The following is a 17,166-nucleotide window of genomic DNA, read 5'->3' on the forward strand; positions in this document are numbered from 1 at the left end:
TCACGCAACTCTTTGCGGTCCAATAAGTTTTATGACGCAACTCGCTGAGGGCAACGGCGCCCGCATCGGGGACGGCGGCTGGGCCGCGACGCTCGACGACGTCCGCATCCGCCCCTACAACGTGACCGACGACGCCCGGCTCCGCCGCATGTCGGCCTGGCTGTCCCGGGGCAGCCTCTACACCCGCTTCTTCTCCGGCACCCCCGCCATCCCCGAGCGCTACGTGCGCTCGCTGGACGGGCTCGACCACTGGAACCGGGAGGCCCTCGCCGCGCTGCTGGACGACGACCTGATCGGGATCGCCGAGTACTTCCGCGACCGCGGCCGGCCCTGGCGCGCCGAGATCGCCATGCTGGTCGTCGACCCCTGGCAGCGGCGCGGGCTCGGGGGGCTGCTGCTGGACTGCCTGTCGGCGCTGGCCCTGCGGCGCGGGATCACCGAGTTCGACGCCGAGGTCGTGTTCGACAACCAGGGGGTGATGCGGGCGATCCGCCGGCGGTGGCCGGACGTCCGCTCCCTGAAGACCGAGGGGTCCGCCCATTTCCGGCTTCCGGTCGCGCCCCCGGGACCAGTCCGTTCGGGTCATGCGGAAGGGCGGCACCCGGGTTGATACGCACCACGCGAGCGGACTTACCATGGCCCGCATGACCCAGAACCTGCTCGGCGGACCGCCCCCGACCGAACTGCCGGACAACACCGAGGCCCGCACGGCCCTGGAGAACGGCGTCGACCCGATCGAGGTGGCCGCCCGCCACCCCGACTACCCGGGCGCGTGGGCCGAACTGGCCGACCGCGCGTTCGCCAAGGGCAGCGTCATCGACTCCTACGCCTACGCGCGCACCGGCTACCACCGGGGGCTGGACCAGCTGCGCCGGGCGGGCTGGAAGGGCCACGGCCCGATCCCCTGGGAGCACGCGCCCAACCGCGGCTTCCTGCGCGCCCTGAACGCCCTGGGCCGCGCCGCCGCCGCGATCGGCGAGGAGGACGAGGCCGAGCGCTGCAAGGCGTTCCTGCGCGACAGCAGCGCCGCCGCGGCGGAGGCCCTCGCGCAGTAGTTCTTCGACACGCGGTCGAACCCGTCCCGCCGGGCGCTTCCGGCACCGCCGCCATGACGCGCCCATGGCCGCGCCGCGCGCGGCGTGTCGCGAGCCCTCGGGCGGTGTCCTCCCCCGTCGCCCCGGTCGCTCCGCCCCGGGCGCTCCCCGGTCCGGACACCGCCGCTCGCGACATGCGGTTTCTTCCGCGCCCGGGTCCGGGTACGATTTGATCGCAAGAGGCCCCTTCGCACTTGCGATCAGGGGCCTTCGTCGTGGGAAGGAAATGTGGCATGCCGGCCATCGTTCTTGTCGGTGCCCAATGGGGAGATGAGGGCAAGGGCAAGGCCACCGACCTGCTGGGTGGCGACGTCGACTACGTCGTCCGCTACCAGGGTGGCAACAACGCCGGCCACACCGTGGTCATCGGCGACAAGAGCTACGCGCTGCACCTGCTGCCGTCCGGCATCCTGTCGGACGACGTCATCCCGGTGATCGGCAACGGCGTGGTCATCGACCCGTCGGTGCTGCTGGCCGAGATCGACGGTCTCCAGGAGCGCGGCATCTCCGCCGAACGCCTGCTGATCTCGGCGAACGCGCACCTGATCATGCCGCAGCACCGGACCCTGGACAAGGTGACCGAGCGCTACCTCGGCAAGGCGCGGATCGGCACCACGGGCCGCGGCATCGGCCCGGCCTACGCCGACAAGATCAACCGGATGGGCATCCGGGTGCAGGACCTGTTCGACCCGAACATCCTCACCCAGAAGCTGGACCTGTCGCTGCGCGAGAAGAACCAGGTCCTCACCAAGGTCTACAACCGGCGCCGCATCGAGACCGGCCCGATCGTCCAGGAGTACCTGGAGTACGGCGAGCGGCTGCGGCCCTACGTGGCCGACACCACGCTGATCCTGAACAGGGCCCTGGACGAGGACAAGGTCGTGCTGCTGGAGGGCGCCCAGGGCACCCTGCTGGACATCGACCACGGCACCTACCCGTTCGTGACCTCCTCCAGCCCCACCGCGGGCGGCGCGTGCGCGGGGTCCGGCGTCGGCCCCACGAAGATCACCAAGGTGATCGGCATCCTGAAGGCCTACACCACGCGCGTCGGCTCGGGCCCGTTCCCGACCGAGCTGCTGGACGAGTGGGGCGAGTACCTGCGCACCAAGGGCGGCGAGTACGGCGTCACCACCGGCCGCGACCGCCGCTGCGGCTGGTTCGACGCGGTGATCGCCCGCTACGCCACCCGCGTCAACGGCATCACCGACTTCTTCCTGACCAAGCTGGACGTGCTGTCCGGCCTGGAGCGGATCCCGGTGTGCGTCGCCTACGAGGTCGACGGCGAGCGCGTGGCCGAGATGCCCACCACCCAGACCGGGTTCCACCACGCCAAGCCGGTCCTGGAGTACTTCGACGGCTGGCAGGAGGACATCACGGGCGCCAAGACGTTCGAGGACCTGCCGAAGAACGCGCAGGCCTACGTGCGCGCCCTGGAGGAGATGTCGGGCGCCCGGATCTCCGCCATCGGCGTGGGACCGGGCCGCGAGCAGACCCTCCAGCTGCACCCGCTGGTCTGATCCGGACGGACGCAGGGGGCCTCCCGCGGGGGAGGCCCCCTTCCGTTTCCGGGGTCCTCACCTGTCGGCCGCACGTCGTTCGGCCACGGCCTGTAGCGTGCCGGGCGTGAATCTGATCGGGGGGTCCGTGGAGATCCATGGACATCGGGGCGCCCGCGGGCTCCGGCCGGAGAACACGCTGCCGGGTTTCGCGCACGCGCTGGCGCTGGGCGTGGACGCCGTCGAATTCGACGTGGGCTTCACCGCCGACGGCGTCCCGGTGGTCAACCACGACCAGGTGCTGTCGCCGGTCAACGCCGCCGACACCGGCCCGGCCGAGCCCGGCGACCCGGCGTTCCCCTACGTGGGCCGGGCGATCCGGGAGCTGACGCTGGCGCAGTTCCGGACGCTGGACATGGGGGTGCGGCGCCCGCCGGACGACGAGGACCCGTTCGTGCTGACGCAGCTGCCGCTGCCCGGGACGCGGCCCCCGACGCTGGACGAGGCGTGCGCGCTGATCGGGGCCGCGCCGGGCGTGCGGCTGGCCGTCGAGCTCAAGACCGATCCGGGCTGGTCCGGCGCCGAGGTGGAGCGCTTCACCGTCGCGGTCGCCGAGGTGCTGGCCGAACGGGGCCTGGCGGCGCGGGGGCGGGTGCTGGCGTTCGACTGGCGGGTGCTGGTCGCCGCGCGCCGCCACGCCCCCGATCTGGGACGGGTCGCGCTGGTCGAGCGCAAGACGCTCGTCCCGGGCACGGACTGGCTGGCGGGGCTGTCCCCGGCCGAGCCGGCGAACGCGGCGCTGGAGATCGGCGCGACCGTCCTGTCCCCCGAGCGCCATCTGACCACGCCCGGGTTCGTCGCGGCGGCGCGCGCGGTGGCGCTGCCGGTGGCGGTGTGGACGGTGAACGAGCCCGCCGAGATGGACCGGTGCGTCGACCGCGGCGTGGACGCGATCGTCACCGACTACCCCGACCGGCTGCGGGCGGTGCTGGCGGCACGGGGCCTGCCGGTGCCGGCGCCGTTCCGGACCCCCGTGCCGGCGCCGACGGCCTGAGCCGGAGGTCAGAGCCAGCCGTTGCGGCGGAACCCCCGGTACAGCGACAGGCACGCCAGGGCGATCACGCCGAGGACCATGAAGTAGCCGTACCGCCACTGGGTCTCGGGCATGAAGTCGAAGTTCATCCCGTAGATCCCGGCGATCGCGGTCGGCACCATGAAGATCGCGCCCCAGGCGGAGATCTTCCGCATGTCCTGGTTGTCGGCGACCGTCACCTGGGTCATGTGGGCGTGCAGGATCGGGTTGAGCAGCTCGTCGTAGGACTCGACCTGCTCGCGGACGCGGGTGAGGTGGTCCTCGACGTCGCGCAGGTACTCCTTGATGTCGTCGGGGACGAACCGGCGCCCGGTGAGGTTGCGCAGCGGGCCGGCGAGCGGGCCGACGGCGCGCTTGAGCTGGATCACCTCGCGCTTGAGGCGGTAGATGCGGCGGGCCTCGTCGGTGCGGTCGGGGGCGAAGACGGCCTCCTCGACCTCGTCGATGTCCTCCTGGACGGCGTCGGTGACGCACACGTAGCCGTCGACCACGCGGTCGGCGACGGCGTGCACGACGGCGGTGGGGCCGAGGCGGAGGCGCTCGGGGTTGGCCTCCAGCTGGCGGCGCGCCGGGCCGAGCTCGCCGTGCGCGCCGTGCCGCACGGTCACCACGAAGTCCTCGCCACAGAAGATCATGATCTCGCCGGTCTCGACGACCTCGGCCTGCGCCGGGTCGCGCTGCACGTAGCCGACCGTCTTCATCACGAGGAAGTGGACGTCGTCGTAGCGTTCCAACTTGGGCCGCTGGTGGGCGTGGATGGCGTCCTCGACGGCCAGCGGGTGCAGGCCGAACACCTCGGCCAGCTCGGTCAGCTCGGTGGACGAGGGCTCGTGCAGGCCCACCCACACGAATCCGGCGCTGCCCTCCTCGGGCGCGGTGAGGCGGCCGTCGCGCACCAGACGGACGGCGTCGGCGACCGAGTCGGTGTTGACGCGGTGCCCGTCGATGTAGGCGGCCCAGTCGATCACCGCGGTGTCGCGGCGCTGCTGCTGGGCGGGGACGGCGTGGGGCCGGCTCCGGGTCTTGAACAGGGACATCGTGCGGGCCGGGCGAACGCGGGTCATGGCCATGAGGGGCTCCTAACCCCCGGCCACGAGCATGCGAGGACGCGCTCGACCCGGCTGAGCGGTGGTCAGCCCAGGGAGCGCGTGAGGGATGTGGCCGGGCGCCTGATAGAGGCGAACGGGTGGGCAGTCCAGTCCGGACTGTGAGGGTTTTCCGGCGAAGCGCACGTATCGCCAGGACTCATCCCGACCACCTCCTTCCGTACTGGGCGACAAGGCCACAAGCACAAAGCAGCCTACCAGTCACCATTTACGACGCCTCGGGCAACGCGGGAGTTCACACGATCTTCGCGTCCCCGTCCCGGAACGCGCGGCCCCCACCGGAGACAACGCCGTCCCTCCCCGAGGATATGCCGACCCCCGACGCGGCGTGGCCCACTAAGCTCACCTCACGTGCGAGTACTCGTCCTTGGATCGGGTGGCCGCGAGCATGCGCTCGCCCGCGCCCTGCGCCGCGACCACGTCGTCTCCGCGCTGCACTGTGCCCCCGGCAACCCCGGCACCGCCGCGATCGCCGACAACCACCAGCTCGACCCGACCGACCCGAACGCCGTGGTCGAGCTGGCCGAACGCCTGGCGGTCGACCTGGTCGTGGTCGGCCCCGAGGTGGTGCTGATGGCGGGGGTCGGCGACGCCCTGCGGCGCGCCGGGATCGCCTGCTTCGGCCCGGACCGCCAGGCCGCCCGGATCGAGGGCTCCAAGGCGTTCGCCAAGGAGATCATGAAGGCGGCGGGGGTGCCGACCGCCGACGCGCGGGTCTGCGAGACCGCCGAGGAGGTCGGCGCCGCGCTGGACGCGTTCGGCCCGCCCTACGTGGTCAAGGACGACGGGCTGGCCGCCGGGAAGGGCGTGGTGGTCACCGAGGACCGGGACGTCGCCGCCGCGCACGCCGCCGCCTGCGGGCGCGTGGTCATCGAGGAGTACCTCGACGGCCCCGAGGTGTCGCTGTTCGCCCTGTCGGACGGCCAGCACGCGGTGTCGCTGCTGCCCGCGCAGGACTTCAAGCGCGCCTACGACGGCGACGAGGGGCCCAACACCGGCGGCATGGGCGCCTACACGCCGCTGCCGTGGACCCCGCCGGGCCTGGTCGACGAGGTCATGCGGACCGTCGTGCAGCCCGCCGTGGACGAGCTGCGGCGGCGCGGGCTGCCGTACGTGGGCGTGCTGTACGCGGGGCTGGCGCTGACGTCCAAGGGCGTCCGGGTGGTGGAGTTCAACGCCCGGTTCGGCGACCCGGAGACGCAGGTCGTGCTGGACCGCCTGGCCACGCCGCTGGCCGGGCTGCTGCACGCGTGCGCGATCGGCGGGCTGGACCCGGCGTTCCGCCCGATCTGGCGCACCGGCGCGGCCGTCACCGTGGTCGTCGCGGCCGAGAACTACCCGGCCGCGCCGGTGAAGGGCGACGTCATCACCGGGATCGAGGAGGCCGAGGCCGTTCCGAACGCGTACGTGCTGCACGCCGGGACGCGGCGGGACGAGGAGGGCCGGCTGCTCGCCAACGGCGGCCGCGTCCTCAACGTGGTCGGCACCGGCGCGGACCTCGCCGCGGCCCGCCGCGCCGCCTACGCCGCCGTCGAGAAGATCGGGCTGCGCGGCTCCCACCACCGCGCCGACATCGCGCTGAAGGCGTCCCAGCACGCCTGAGGATCCCCGGACGGCCCCGGCCCGCGCGGCCGGGGTCTCCCCGGTGCGCGGAGCATCGCGGGCCACCTGGGAGAATCGAGGCGTGATTGAGCGCTACACCCTTCCGGAGATGGGCCGCGTCTGGAGTGACGCGCACAAGTACGAGCTGTGGTGCAAGGTCGAGACCCTGGTGGTCGAGGCCCACGCCGACGCGGGCACGATTCCGGCGGAGGTGGTGGAGCCGATCCGCGACGCGCCGCCGCCGACCCCCGAGGCCGTGCACGAGATCGAGGCGGTCACCCAGCACGACGTGATCGCGTTCCTGTCGGCGTGGGCCGACAACACCGAGCCGCGCGAGGCGGCCCGGTACGTGCACTTCGGCATGACCTCCTCGGACCTGCTGGACACCGCGCTGGCGCTCCAGCTCGTCGAGGCCACCGACATCCTGCTGGACAAGGCCGACCGGCTCGTCGCGACGCTGCGCGACCACGCCCTGGCGCACCGGGACACCCTGCGGGTGGGCCGCACGCACGGCATCCACGGCGAGCCCGACGTGTGGGGGCACCGGGTCGCGGACTTCGCGTTCGGCGTGGCGCGGTCGCGGGACCGGCTGCGGCGGGCCCGCGAGGCCGTCGGCGTGATGGCGATCTCGGGCGCCGTGGGCACCTACTCCAACATCGACCCGGCCATCGAGCAGCGGGTGGCGGCCGAGCTGGGCCTGCGGCCCGCCGACGTGTCCACGCAGGTGGTGCTGCGCGACGGCATCAGCGAGTGGGTCTCGGCGCTGGCCATCATGGCGACGGTGCTGGAGGCCATCGCGCTGGAGGTGCGGCACGGGCAGCGCACCGAGGTGCGCGAGCTGTGGGAGCCGTTCGGCAAGGGCCAGAAGGGCTCCTCGGCCATGCCGCACAAGAAGAACCCGATCATCTCCGAGCGGCTGGCCGGGATGGCGCGGATCGTGCGGGCGCAGACGGTGCCGGTGCTGGAGGGCATCCCGCTGTGGCACGAGCGCGACATCTCGCACTCCTCCACCGAGCGGATCGCGCTGCCGGACGCCTCGATCGCGCTGGACTACATGCTCAGCCTCACCGACCGGCTCATGTCCGGCCTGGTCGTGGACGCCGCGCGGATGCGCGAGAACCTGGAGTCCACCGGCGGCCTCATCTACACCTCCACGGTGCTGCTGGAGCTGGTCGAGGCCGGGATGTCGCGGGACGATGAGGCGTACCCCCTCGTCCAGAAGGCGGCCATGGAGACCTGGGAGACCGGCGTGCCGTTCCGGGAGACCCTGCGCGAGCACGCCGCCGAGGCGAAGCTGACGCTGGACGAGGAGCGCCTGGACGAGGTGTGCCGCCCCGAGCGGTTCGTCGAGCGCCTCGCCCCCATGTTCGAACGGCTCGCCCGGCTGAGCTGACCGCCCCTTCCCCCCGGAGGACCCCCGCGATGGCGACCCTGACCGAGCTGAACGTCTACCCGCTCAAGAGCGGCGGCGGCACGGCCCTGCGCACGGCCGAGCTGACGGCGACCGGCGTGCGCTGGGACCGCGAGTTCATGCTGGTCACGCCGGAGGGGCGGTTCCTGTCGCAGCGGGAGCACGCGCGGATGGCGCTGCTGCGCCCGGCGTTCGACGGGCGGGAGCTGACCGTCGGGGTGGCCGACCCGGCGCTGGACACCGGCCCGCTCGTCCACAAGCCCGTGGACGACGGGCCGGTGCTCGACGTGACCGTGCACCGCGCGGAGTGCCGGGGGATCGACCAGGGAGACGAGGCGGCGGCGTGGTTCGGCGCGCTGCTGGACGCCGACTGCCGCCTGGTCCGCTTCACCGGGCGGCGGGAGACCTCGCGCGGCGGCGCGGTCGTCGGGTTCGCCGACGGCTACCCGCTGCTGGTGATCTCGCGGGAGTCGCTGGACGACCTCAACGGACGGCTGGACGACCCGCTGCCGATGAACCGCTTCCGCCCCAACCTGGTGGTCGAGGGGCTGGGCGCGTTCGGCGAGGACCGGGTGCGGCGGCTGCGGATCGGCGAGACCGTGATCGAGATGGTGAAGGCGTGCGCCCGCTGCGTCATCACCACCACCGACCAGGACAGCGGCGAGCGCGGCCGGGAGCCGCTGCGCACGCTGGCCCGGTACCGCACGATCGACCGCGGCCTCCGCTTCGGCCAGAACGCCGTCCCGCGCACGCTCGGCACCCTGACCGTGGGCGACGAGGTCGAGGTCCTGGAGCCCGCCTGACCGGGGTCCTCGTGTCCGGGGCCCTCGTGCCCGGGGCCCGCCTGGCCGACGACCTCGCGGACGCCCGCCCGCCGGACCAGCGCCGCCAGCGGCGCCGGGTCGTCGTGCCGCTCGACGGTCAGCTCCGCGTCGGCCCGCACGACCAGGTCGCGGCCGTACGGCGGCCGCCCCCGCTCCGACATCCCGTACGGGACCAGGTGCCAGTGGGGAACGGGCTCGTCGCGCGGGGAGGCGCTGATCCCGTCGAGGGGGTCAGGTCCGCGAGAGACCACCTCAGGACCGTTCCGTAATGCGGGGGTGGGGTGTCACCATGGATTCGTCGGCAGGAGGCGTCGGTGGCGTCCCCGCCGGGGGCGTCTTCCATGGGCGGTCACCTTGGACTCCCCCGAACGACCACATACGGCTTATCAAGAGCACAGTGCACTTGATCGGAACTTTCCGGACGACACGGAATCCGACGAATTCGGGGACGGCGCGAACTCCGGGGCCCCCGGCGGACATCTAAATGATCAGAACGCGGCAAGGCGTGCGCGCACCGGACGCCCCACCCCCGGCTCGGTGGTTTACTGGGGTCGCGTTGATGTTGAGGGGACGCCGAAGGCGCGCTCGGCCCCCGTGACCCGCCGTCGCCGTGCGCGGACGGGCAGGCGGTCCCCCACGAACGACCGACAACGTATCCGCAGCTTTAAGGAGTCAGACGGCATGAGCATGGGCCAGGACGTTCGCTATCGCGTGCGCGGCGGGCACCGACTGCAGGGCACCGTCTTCATCCAGGGCGCCAAGAACGCCGTCCTGCCGATGATCGGCGCTTCGTTGATGGCGAGCAAGGGCCGCACGGTCCTGCGCAACGTGCCGATCATCGAGGACGTGCGACGGGCGGTGGAGCTGGCCCGCGCGGTCGGCGCGAAGGCCGAGCTGCACGAGGCCGAGCGCACGCTCGTGATCGACGCCTCGACGCTGTCCAGCCCGGTGCTGCCGGCCGAGATCGCCGCGCAGTTCCGCGGCTCGTTCCTGTTCGTCCCGGCGCTGCTGCACCGGCTCGGCGAGGCCGTGATCGAGGGCGTCGGCGGCTGCAACCTGGGCAGCCGCAACCTGGACTTCCACTACAACGGCTTCAAGCGGATGGGCGCCACGGTCACCGAGCAGGTGAGCGACAACGGCGACGGCATCATCCACATCAAGGCCGGCGACCTGCGCGGCGCCACCCTGTACTGCGACACCCCGTCGCACACCGGCACCGAGAACCTGATCATGGCGGCGGCGCTCGCCAAGGGCCAGACGCTGATCAAGAACGCGGCACTGGAGCCCGAGGTGCTCGACAACATCGCCATCCTCCAGGCGATGGGCGCGCGGATCAGCGGCGGCGGCACCGGCTTCATCACCGTCGAGGGCGTGGACGAGCTGACGGCCGTCGAGCACACCGTCATGCCGGACCGGATCGACGCGGGCGTGTTCGTGATGGCCGCCGCGATCACCGGCGGCGAGCTGAGCCTGGTCGGCGCGAACCTGGAGCACCTGGGCGTCGCGGGCGACAAGCTGGAGCAGATGGGCCTGGAGTTCCACCAGCAGGGCGCGGTCCTGCAGGTCCGCCGGGAGCGCCCGCTGCGCCCGATCAACGTGATCACCGACGAGTACCCGGGCTTCGCCACCGACCTCCAGTCGCCGATCATGGCGCTGTCCTGCCTGGCCGACGGCCCGTCCTACATCTACGAGCGGATCTTCGACGGCCGGTTCAAGCTGGCCGGGGAGCTGGCCCGGATGGGCGCCGACATCGAGGTCAACGGCAACCGCGCCAAGGTCAACGGCCCGGCGACGCTGCGCGGCGCCGAGGTGGAGGCGCACGACCTGCGCTGCGGCTCGGCGCTGGTGCTGGCGGGTCTGGCCGCCGCGGGCGAGACCACGATCACCTCCGCCTACTACCTGGACCGCGGGCACTCCCACACGGCCGAGCGACTTTCTCAGCTGGGCGCCGACATCGTCCGCGAGATCTCCTGATCAACTACGTTCGGTACGGGGAGTAACCACCCCGGTAAAAGAAATTCACCAACATGCCGGGGGCGTCGCCCCCGACGGCCGGATCACTCGACTTTCGGGCGACCCGGCGACGGGTCGGTCGGATTTCGGCCAACCTGTGAACCAAACGGACGCCGCAGGGGTCTCCTCAGTGCGCATCAGCGCCTTGGGGCGGCCCCTGCGGTGTTTTCGGGTCTTGTTTTTCTACTTCGGACGTCCCAAGATGCAGGATCAAGGCTGGCCGAATGGTGACAAATTACTGACCAGGGGGTCGCGTAGGTTACTTTTTCGCCGCACTCTTGATTCGATTTCGCGTCTGGGCGTCACACAGGGTCGCCCTGACCCGATCTGCCCACTGAGGAACGAATCGCACGGGAACTGCGGTGCTGGGTCAGAAGGCAGGGGCGACAAGCCATGAGTCAACCGTTGGGCGGAGCGTGCGCGAACGCATGGCCGGGGCAGGACCCTCGCCACCCTTGCGGGTGGGAAGCGAGCGGCCGATGACGGCCGCCAGGACGGGGTCGGTGACACCCGACCTCACGATCGGTGTCGTGGGACCGCATGACCTGGTGGAGCGGGTCATGTTGATGGGCCACGGCCCGACACCGGTGCCGAGCAGGCTGGTCGCGGCGGCCTACCGGGACGAACAGGAGGCGGCCGACAAGGTCGTGCGGCTCGGGACCGGGGTGGACGTGTGCCTGTTCGCCAGTCCGGTCCCCTACGACTTCGCGCGGAAGGCCGGGGTGCTCACCATGCCCGCGACCTTCGTGCCGTTGAACGGCGCCGCCCTGCAGGGCGCGCTGTTGCGGGCCGCCCTGGACGACCGGTTCGACCCCGCCCGGGTGAGCATCGACGTGCTCGGCCGGGCCGAGGTCGAGGAGGCCTACGCGGAGATCAGCCTGGGCACCGACCAGGTACACCTACGAGAGGAGGCCGCCGGGCCGGGAACACTGGCGGCGTTCCATGAGCGGCTGTGGCGACGCGGCGCGACCACGGTCGCGATGACCTGCGTCCACGCCACCGCGGAACGCCTTGAGATGGCCGGGGTGCCCACCATCCGGGTCCGGCCGACCGGGGCCGCCATCCGCGGTTCGCTGCAGACGGCGGCACTGCTCGGCGCGCACCACCGGCTGGAGGAGTCGCAGCTCGTCGTCGTGCTGGTGGACGTGCCGACGCTGCGCGAGACGCCGCGCCGGGTCACGCCCCGGTACTGGCGTGACGAGCTGAAGCTGGCGCTGCACCGGGTGCTGCTCCAGGAGGCCCACCGGATGAACGCGTCGGTGTGGCCGCTGGACGACCACAGCTACCTGGTCATCGCCACGCGCGGATCGGTGACGGCGACGACCGAGGGATTCCGGACGCCGCCGTTCGTGGAGCGGGTGCGCGAGGAGCTGGGGCTGGCGATCGAGGTCGGCATCGGCATGGGCCGCACCGCGCACGAGGCCGAGTCGCACGCGCGCGCGGCGCTGGCGCGGTCGCAGAGCTCGCAGCGGGCGCAGGGGTTCGCGCTGGACCGCGACGGCCGGGCCCTGGTGCCCGCGCCGCGCACGCCGCCGCGCACCCAGCCGCAGGCCAAGCCGAAGGGGCTGGAGATCCTGGCCCGGCTGGCCGACAAGCTCGGCGACCAGGAGCAACCGCTGATCGTGGACGCGGAGAACGCCGGCAAGATGCTCGGCGTCACCCCGCGCACCGCCCGGCGGCTGCTGCGCACGCTGGTCGAGGAGGGTCTCGCCTGGCCGCTGCCGCCGAACCGGACGCCGCAGCCCGGCCGTCCGCGGCAGCTGTACCGGCTGATCGTGGAGAAGCTGGGGCCCAAGGCGACCACCTAGGACGCTCGTTCGGCCGAGGTTGTTCCCGCGCTTGCGTGGCCGGGAGCGGCCTCGGCCGATCGGAAGGCATCCGGGTGGGGCGGCGTACGCTCGAATCCACGAGCGCGTGAACCATCACGGGCCGGACCTCACGGGATCCCGGCATGGACGATCACCCGCCGCCCTCTCGGCCGCTCTCCACCGCCCTGCCGGCCCGCCCGCGCCGCGGCGACCGCGCGCGGGTCGCGCTGGCCGCCGTCTCCTCCGTCGTGGTGCTGGGCGCCGGGGTGGCGGTGTCGGCGATGGTCGGGTACACCCCGCCCGGCATCGACATGCCCGCGTTCCTCCAGGCGTCCCCGGCCCCGGAGCCGCAGCCGTCGGCGAAGCCGAAACCTGCCCGCAAGAGCGCGGAGAAGCCACGGCGGACGGGCTCGCCGGTACGTTCGGAGCCGCCGAGGCAACGCGCGCCGATGGCCGCTTCGCCGGAGCGCCCGCCCGCGAGGACGCAGCGTCAGCGGTCCAGGCCCGCGCCTCCGAAGCCCAGGCCGCCCAAGCCCAGGCCCCCGAAACCGAAGCCGCCGAAGCCGACCACGCCTCCGGCGACGACGCCCCCGACCACGACGCCCCCGACCACGACGCCCCCGACCACGACGCCCCCGACGACGACACCGCCGACCACGACACCGCCGAACCCGGTGCTGCCGTCGTCGCCGCTGCCGGGGACGAGCGGGAGCGCCACCCCCTGAGCCGGGCTCAGTTGCGGTGCGGGTAGGCCCGCGCGGCCTCCAGGAACGCGTCGTTGTCCTCCGGCGACCCGATGGACACCCGCGCGCCCTCGCCGGGGAACGGCCGGACGCTCACGCCCCGCGCGTCGCACGCCGCCGAGAACTCCATGGTCTGCTCGCCCAGCCGCAGCCACACGAAGTTCGCCTCGGTCGGCGGGACGGTCCAGCCGTCGGCGAGCAGGGCGTTGCGGACGCGCTCGCGTTCCTTGACGGTGCCCTCGACGCGTTCCATCAGCTCGTCGACGGCCTCCAGGGAGGCGACGCCGGCGGCCTGCGCGACCGAGTTCACGCTGAACGGCAGGTAGGTCTTGCGGATCGATCCGGCCACGGCCGGGTGCGCGATCAGGTAGCCGACGCGCAGGCCCGCCAGCCCGTACGCCTTGGAGAACGTGCGCAGCACCGCCACGTTCGGGCGGTCGCGGCGCAGGTCCAGGCCGTCGGGCACGTCCTCGTCGCGGATGTACTCGCGGTAGGCCTCGTCCAGCACGACCAGCACGTCGCGCGGCACGCGGTCGAGGAACGCCTCCAGCTCGGCGCGGCGCACGACGGTGCCGGTGGGGTTGTTGGGGTTGCAGACGAAGACCAGGCGGGTGTTCTCGTTGATCGCCTCGGCCATGGCGTCCAGGTCGTGGGTCTCCTCGGCCAGCGGCACCTGCACGGCCGTGGCGCCCGACAGCGCGACCAGCAGCGGGTACGCCTCGAACGACCGCCACGCGTAGACGATCTCCACGCCCGGCTCGGCGACCGCCTCGATGAGCATCTGCGCCACGCCGACCGACCCGCAGCCCACCGCGACGTGGTCGGCGGGCACCCCGTGCTTGGCGGCGATGGCGTCGATCAACGCGGTCGCGCTGTTGTCGGGGTACCGGTTGACGTTGCGCGCGGCCTGCTCGATGGCCTCCTGCACCGACGGCAGCGGACCGTGCGGGGACTCGTTCGACGACAGCTTGAACGAGCGCCCCTCGGGCGACACCACGACCTTGCCCGGCTTGTAGGCCGCGAACCGGTCGAGGACGGAGCGGAAGCGCGGGGTGATGGCCTCGGACACCGTTGTCCTCCAACGAGATGGGACGGGGCGGGGATGGTGGTCCAGCTTACTCAGCGGCCGTCTGCCGCATCAGCCAGCAGACCGCCACAATGCGGATGAACTCCCAGTCCCGGGCGCTGTCGGGCCACCAGCCACGCTGGAAGGCCTCGTCGGCGAAGCCCTCCAGATAGCCCATCAGCGACTCGGGTCCGGTGTCGGGCAACAGGTCCCGAAGAGCCGCGACATGCTGGTCCACGGCCGCCGCCAGCCCCGGCGAACAGGCCATCTCCGCGACACCGGCGTCCCCGATGTCACGGACGAGCAGCCCCAACTCCTCGGACAAATCACTCATAAGGGGAAAAGTTAGCAATGCGCAGGTCATGCCCGGTCCCCCCGCCAGGACACGATCCGGTCACGCCGGTCCGCGGGGGCGCAGCATGGGGGGATGGAGCTGTTCGGCGTCGCCCCGCCGGTAGAGGCGGGCCGGACGGCCGCCGTCGCGGGTGGTCGTCCCGCCGGTGGGGATGAGGAAGCGGTCGGTGCCGGTGACCTTGCGGTGGAAGTTCCGCGGGTCGAGCGGGGTGCCCCAGACGATCTCGTAGACGCGGCGCAGCTCCGCGACCGTGAACTCCGGCGGGCAGAACGCCGCCGCCAGCGACGTGTACTCCAGCTTCGCGCGGGCCCGCTCCACCCCGTCGCACAGGATGCGGCGGTGGTCGAACGCGGCCCTGTCGCGGTGGATCAGGGTGTCCACGTCGGCCCACAGCACCTGCGCACGCGACGAGGCGGGCAGGTCGGGGGCCAGCCCCAGATAGGCGACCGACACCACGCGCTGGCGCGGGTCGCGGTCGGGATAGCCGTAGGTCGCGAGCTGCTCCAGATGGATGCGGACGTCGGCGAGGCCCGCGCGTTCGGCCATCAGGCGGGCGGCGGCGACGGGCAGGTCCTCGTCCAACTGGATGAACCCGCCGGGCAACGACCACGCGCCGTCGTAGGGATCCCGGTCACGCCGCCACATCAACGCGCAGAGCCGCTGTTCCCGCACGGTGAGCACGACGAGGTCGACGGTGACGGCGAGACGGGACACGGACATGCCCTAAACCTAAGGCCTTCCGGGGTGTCCAGGTCCTGTTCCACACGGCGCCCCCCACCGAAACCCGAACGACGAAGCCGCCAGGGGCGCCGGGGACGGCAGAACGGGCCGTCCCCCAAGGGAACGGCCCGTCCACCCCGCATCAGGCCTCGATCTGCTTCTCCAACGGCTTCCCGGCCGGCTTCTCGGCCGGCTTCTCCCCCGCGCCGTTCTGCGGCTGGCCGTTGCCGCCCGCCAGCAGGCTGCGGGCCAGGCCCAGGCCGGTGCCGCCGAGGGTGAGCGCCTTGGCGAGCATCTCCTCGACGCCCTGCGCGCCGTTGAGGACGACCATGTTGTCGACGTTGCCGAACACCTTCGCGCCCGCCTCGACGATCTCGGGCCAGTTCTCGGCGAGCTGCTGGGCGATGACGGCCTCCTGGTTCTGGGCCAGCGCCCGGGCGCGGGCCTCGATCGCCTCGGCCTCCGCCAGGCCCTTGCGGCGGGTCGCGTCGGCCTCGGCCTCACCCAGGATGCGGGTGGCCTCGGCCTCCCGCTCGGCCTTCAGCTGGACCTCCTTGGCGGCGGCCTGCGCGAGGGCGATGCGCTGCTCGCGTTCGGCCTCGGCCAGCTTCACCTGCTCGTAGGCGCGGGCGTCGGCGGGCTTGCGGATCTCGGACTCCAGGCGCTTCTCGGTGCGCTCGGCCTCCAGCTCGGCGTTGCGGGTCTCCTTGAGGATGACCTCCTGCCGGGCCTGCTGGGCGGCCTGCTGGACCTGGCCCTCGTACTCGGCCTTCTTGATCTCGGTGTCGCGGATGACGGCGGCCTTGGCGCGTTCGGCCTCCTGCTCGCGGGTGGTGGCCTGCTGGTCGCGCTCGGCCTCGGCCACGCGCGCCTCGGCGGCGACGCGCGCGGCGTGCGGGCGGCCCAGGTTGTTGATGTAGCCGGTCTCGTCGTCGATCTCCTGGATCTGCAGCGAGTCCACGACCAGGCCGAGCTTGCTCATCTCGTCGGCGGCCGAGGAGCGGGTCTCGCTGGTCAGGCGCTCCCGGTTGAGGATCAGGTCCTCGACGGTCAGGTTGCCGATGATCGACCGCAGATGGCCGGTGAACAGCTCGTGGATCGCGCCGTCCATCGAGCCCTGCTGGTCGAGGAAGCGCCGCGCCGCGTTGGCGATGGACACGAAGTCGTCGCCGACCTTGTAGATGACCACGCCGCGCACCTTGACCGGGATGCCCTGCTGGGTGACGCAGTTGACCTCCAGGTTCGCGGCGCGGCTGTCGAGCCGCAGCCGCCGCGCCACCTGGAAGCCCGGCAGCACCGAGGTGCCCTTGCCCGTCACGATCTTGAAGCCGAGGCTGTCCACCCCGTCGATCGGCTTGGAGCGCGCGCCGAGCCCGGAGATGATCAACGCCTCGTTGGGTTCGGCGACCCGCCAGACCATCTTGAACAACACGATCAGGACGACGATCGCGGCGACGACCGCGCCCGCCATCATGAGTAGGGACATCGACTCTCCTCCGGGCTGGGGTGTGCGCGGGGTGCGGGCCCGGGACTCTCACCCGGTATGTCGACCACCGTGTCATTAGGACGTCGCGCGGACCAGCCCGGTTCAGCCCGTCTCAGACGAGCGCGGGGGCGACGTACACGGTGCGCGGGGGGTGGTACTCCACGACCCGCACGATCGCCCCGACCGGGATCTCGTCCTGTGGCACCACGGGGTGGGCGTAGAACGCCTCCACCCCGCCCCGGACCGGGATCATGACCTCCCCGACCAGCCCGGGACCGATCTTCCCGGTCACCCGGCCTTCCTTCCCGATCAAGGGCCCTCCCCGTCTCGCACGCGCCGTGGAAGCGAA

At 72.3% G+C, this 17,166-nt stretch carries 17 protein-coding genes; 9 read left to right on the forward strand and 8 right to left on the reverse strand.

Annotation, left to right across the window (positions count from 1 at the left end):
• Positions 1–31: 31 nt before the first annotated feature.
• From HNR61_RS08805 to HNR61_RS08820, 4 genes are all read left to right on the forward strand, one after another.
• Positions 32–610, forward strand: a complete 579-nt coding sequence (locus tag HNR61_RS08805; RefSeq protein ID WP_182842630.1) for a GNAT family N-acetyltransferase — start codon at positions 32–34, stop codon at positions 608–610.
• A gap of 25 nt (positions 611–635) precedes the next feature.
• Positions 636–1,055 carry a DUF3151 domain-containing protein gene (locus HNR61_RS08810; RefSeq protein ID WP_067822090.1) on the forward strand — a complete coding sequence of 140 codons (420 nt, stop codon included), beginning with the start codon at positions 636–638 and terminating at the stop codon, positions 1,053–1,055.
• A gap of 272 nt (positions 1,056–1,327) precedes the next feature.
• Positions 1,328–2,611, forward strand: a complete 1,284-nt coding sequence (locus HNR61_RS08815; RefSeq protein ID WP_182842631.1) for an adenylosuccinate synthase — start codon at positions 1,328–1,330, stop codon at positions 2,609–2,611.
• Between the two features lie 106 nt (positions 2,612–2,717).
• A complete protein-coding gene (locus HNR61_RS08820) occupies positions 2,718–3,644 on the forward strand; it encodes a glycerophosphodiester phosphodiesterase family protein (protein WP_182842632.1) in 927 nt (308 codons plus the stop codon).
• A gap of 8 nt (positions 3,645–3,652) precedes the next feature.
• Here the strand turns inward: HNR61_RS08820 and corA are convergent, their stop codons facing one another.
• A complete protein-coding gene (corA, locus tag HNR61_RS08825) occupies positions 3,653–4,747 on the reverse strand; it encodes a magnesium/cobalt transporter CorA (protein ID WP_246442370.1) in 1,095 nt (364 codons plus the stop codon).
• A 393-nt stretch (positions 4,748–5,140) separates the two neighbouring features.
• On the opposite strand from corA, the gene purD reads away from it, so the two are divergent.
• From purD to HNR61_RS08850, 5 genes are all read left to right on the forward strand, one after another.
• Positions 5,141–6,391 carry a phosphoribosylamine--glycine ligase gene (gene purD, locus HNR61_RS08830; RefSeq protein ID WP_182842634.1) on the forward strand — a complete coding sequence of 417 codons (1,251 nt, stop codon included), beginning with the start codon at positions 5,141–5,143 and terminating at the stop codon, positions 6,389–6,391.
• An 82-nt stretch (positions 6,392–6,473) separates the two neighbouring features.
• Positions 6,474–7,784: an adenylosuccinate lyase gene (gene purB / locus HNR61_RS08835; protein WP_182842635.1), complete on the forward strand. Its 1,311-nt coding sequence runs from the start codon at positions 6,474–6,476 to the stop codon at positions 7,782–7,784.
• 29 nt (positions 7,785–7,813) lie between these two features.
• On the forward strand, positions 7,814–8,605 hold the full coding sequence (locus HNR61_RS08840) for an MOSC domain-containing protein (protein WP_182842636.1): 792 nt from the start codon (positions 7,814–7,816) through the stop codon (positions 8,603–8,605).
• 708 nt (positions 8,606–9,313) lie between these two features.
• Entirely contained in the window at positions 9,314–10,600 is a 1,287-nt protein-coding gene (gene murA / locus HNR61_RS08845) for a UDP-N-acetylglucosamine 1-carboxyvinyltransferase (protein ID WP_182843183.1), read from the forward strand.
• Positions 10,601–11,118: 518 nt separating this feature from the next.
• Positions 11,119–12,447: a transcriptional regulator gene (locus HNR61_RS08850; protein WP_067822115.1), complete on the forward strand. Its 1,329-nt coding sequence runs from the start codon at positions 11,119–11,121 to the stop codon at positions 12,445–12,447.
• Positions 12,448–12,598: 151 nt separating this feature from the next.
• On the opposite strand, the gene HNR61_RS08855 is transcribed toward HNR61_RS08850, so the two are convergent.
• From HNR61_RS08855 to HNR61_RS08885, 7 genes are all read right to left on the reverse strand, one after another.
• Positions 12,599–12,760: a hypothetical protein gene (locus HNR61_RS08855; RefSeq protein WP_182842637.1), complete on the reverse strand. Its 162-nt coding sequence runs from the start codon at positions 12,758–12,760 to the stop codon at positions 12,599–12,601.
• Between the two features lie 177 nt (positions 12,761–12,937).
• Positions 12,938–13,165 (reverse strand): hypothetical protein, encoded by a 228-nt coding sequence (locus HNR61_RS08860; RefSeq protein WP_182842638.1) that lies wholly within the window; start codon positions 13,163–13,165, stop codon positions 12,938–12,940.
• Between the two features lie 14 nt (positions 13,166–13,179).
• The gene (gene hisC / locus HNR61_RS08865) at positions 13,180–14,259 is read right to left on the reverse strand and encodes a histidinol-phosphate transaminase (RefSeq protein ID WP_182842639.1); all 1,080 of its coding nucleotides are present in this window, start codon (positions 14,257–14,259) and stop codon (positions 13,180–13,182) included.
• Positions 14,260–14,305: 46 nt separating this feature from the next.
• Positions 14,306–14,590, reverse strand: coding sequence for a DUF6401 family natural product biosynthesis protein (locus tag HNR61_RS08870; RefSeq protein ID WP_157420078.1), 285 nt, complete (start codon positions 14,588–14,590; stop codon positions 14,306–14,308).
• Between the two features lie 60 nt (positions 14,591–14,650).
• The gene (locus HNR61_RS08875) at positions 14,651–15,331 is read right to left on the reverse strand and encodes an NUDIX hydrolase (protein WP_067822123.1); all 681 of its coding nucleotides are present in this window, start codon (positions 15,329–15,331) and stop codon (positions 14,651–14,653) included.
• 142 nt (positions 15,332–15,473) lie between these two features.
• Complete coding sequence (locus HNR61_RS08880) at positions 15,474–16,817, reverse strand: SPFH domain-containing protein (RefSeq protein ID WP_182842640.1); 1,344 nt, start codon at positions 16,815–16,817, stop codon at positions 15,474–15,476.
• Between the two features lie 112 nt (positions 16,818–16,929).
• Positions 16,930–17,109 carry an NfeD C-terminal domain-containing protein gene (locus HNR61_RS08885; RefSeq protein ID WP_246442619.1) on the reverse strand — a complete coding sequence of 60 codons (180 nt, stop codon included), beginning with the start codon at positions 17,107–17,109 and terminating at the stop codon, positions 16,930–16,932.
• Positions 17,110–17,166: the final 57 nt, after the last annotated feature.

Origin of the sequence: Actinomadura kijaniata, assembly GCF_014138665.1 — a bacterium.
Lineage (GTDB): Bacteria > Actinomycetota > Actinomycetes > Streptosporangiales > Streptosporangiaceae > Spirillospora > Spirillospora kijaniata.

What these genes read in the sequence shown, in the direction of transcription:
- HNR61_RS08805 (WP_182842630.1), top strand. Translation starts at nt 32, where the DNA reads ATGACGCAACTCGCTGAGGGCAACGGCGCCCGCATCGGGGACGGCGGC.
- HNR61_RS08870 (WP_157420078.1), bottom strand. Translation starts at nt 14,590, where the DNA reads ATGAGTGATTTGTCCGAGGAGTTGGGGCTGCTCGTCCGTGACATCGGG.
- HNR61_RS08855 (WP_182842637.1), bottom strand. Translation starts at nt 12,760, where the DNA reads ATGTCGATGCCGGGCGGGGTGTACCCGACCATCGCCGACACCGCCACC.
- HNR61_RS08850 (WP_067822115.1), top strand. Translation starts at nt 11,119, where the DNA reads ATGACGGCCGCCAGGACGGGGTCGGTGACACCCGACCTCACGATCGGT.
- HNR61_RS08875 (WP_067822123.1), bottom strand. Translation starts at nt 15,331, where the DNA reads ATGTCCGTGTCCCGTCTCGCCGTCACCGTCGACCTCGTCGTGCTCACC.
- HNR61_RS08815 (WP_182842631.1), top strand. Translation starts at nt 1,328, where the DNA reads ATGCCGGCCATCGTTCTTGTCGGTGCCCAATGGGGAGATGAGGGCAAG.
- HNR61_RS08840 (WP_182842636.1), top strand. Translation starts at nt 7,814, where the DNA reads ATGGCGACCCTGACCGAGCTGAACGTCTACCCGCTCAAGAGCGGCGGC.
- HNR61_RS08880 (WP_182842640.1), bottom strand. Translation starts at nt 16,817, where the DNA reads ATGTCCCTACTCATGATGGCGGGCGCGGTCGTCGCCGCGATCGTCGTC.
- murA (WP_182843183.1), top strand. Translation starts at nt 9,314, where the DNA reads ATGGGCCAGGACGTTCGCTATCGCGTGCGCGGCGGGCACCGACTGCAG.
- corA (WP_246442370.1), bottom strand. Translation starts at nt 4,747, where the DNA reads ATGACCCGCGTTCGCCCGGCCCGCACGATGTCCCTGTTCAAGACCCGG.
- HNR61_RS08810 (WP_067822090.1), top strand. Translation starts at nt 636, where the DNA reads ATGGCCCGCATGACCCAGAACCTGCTCGGCGGACCGCCCCCGACCGAA.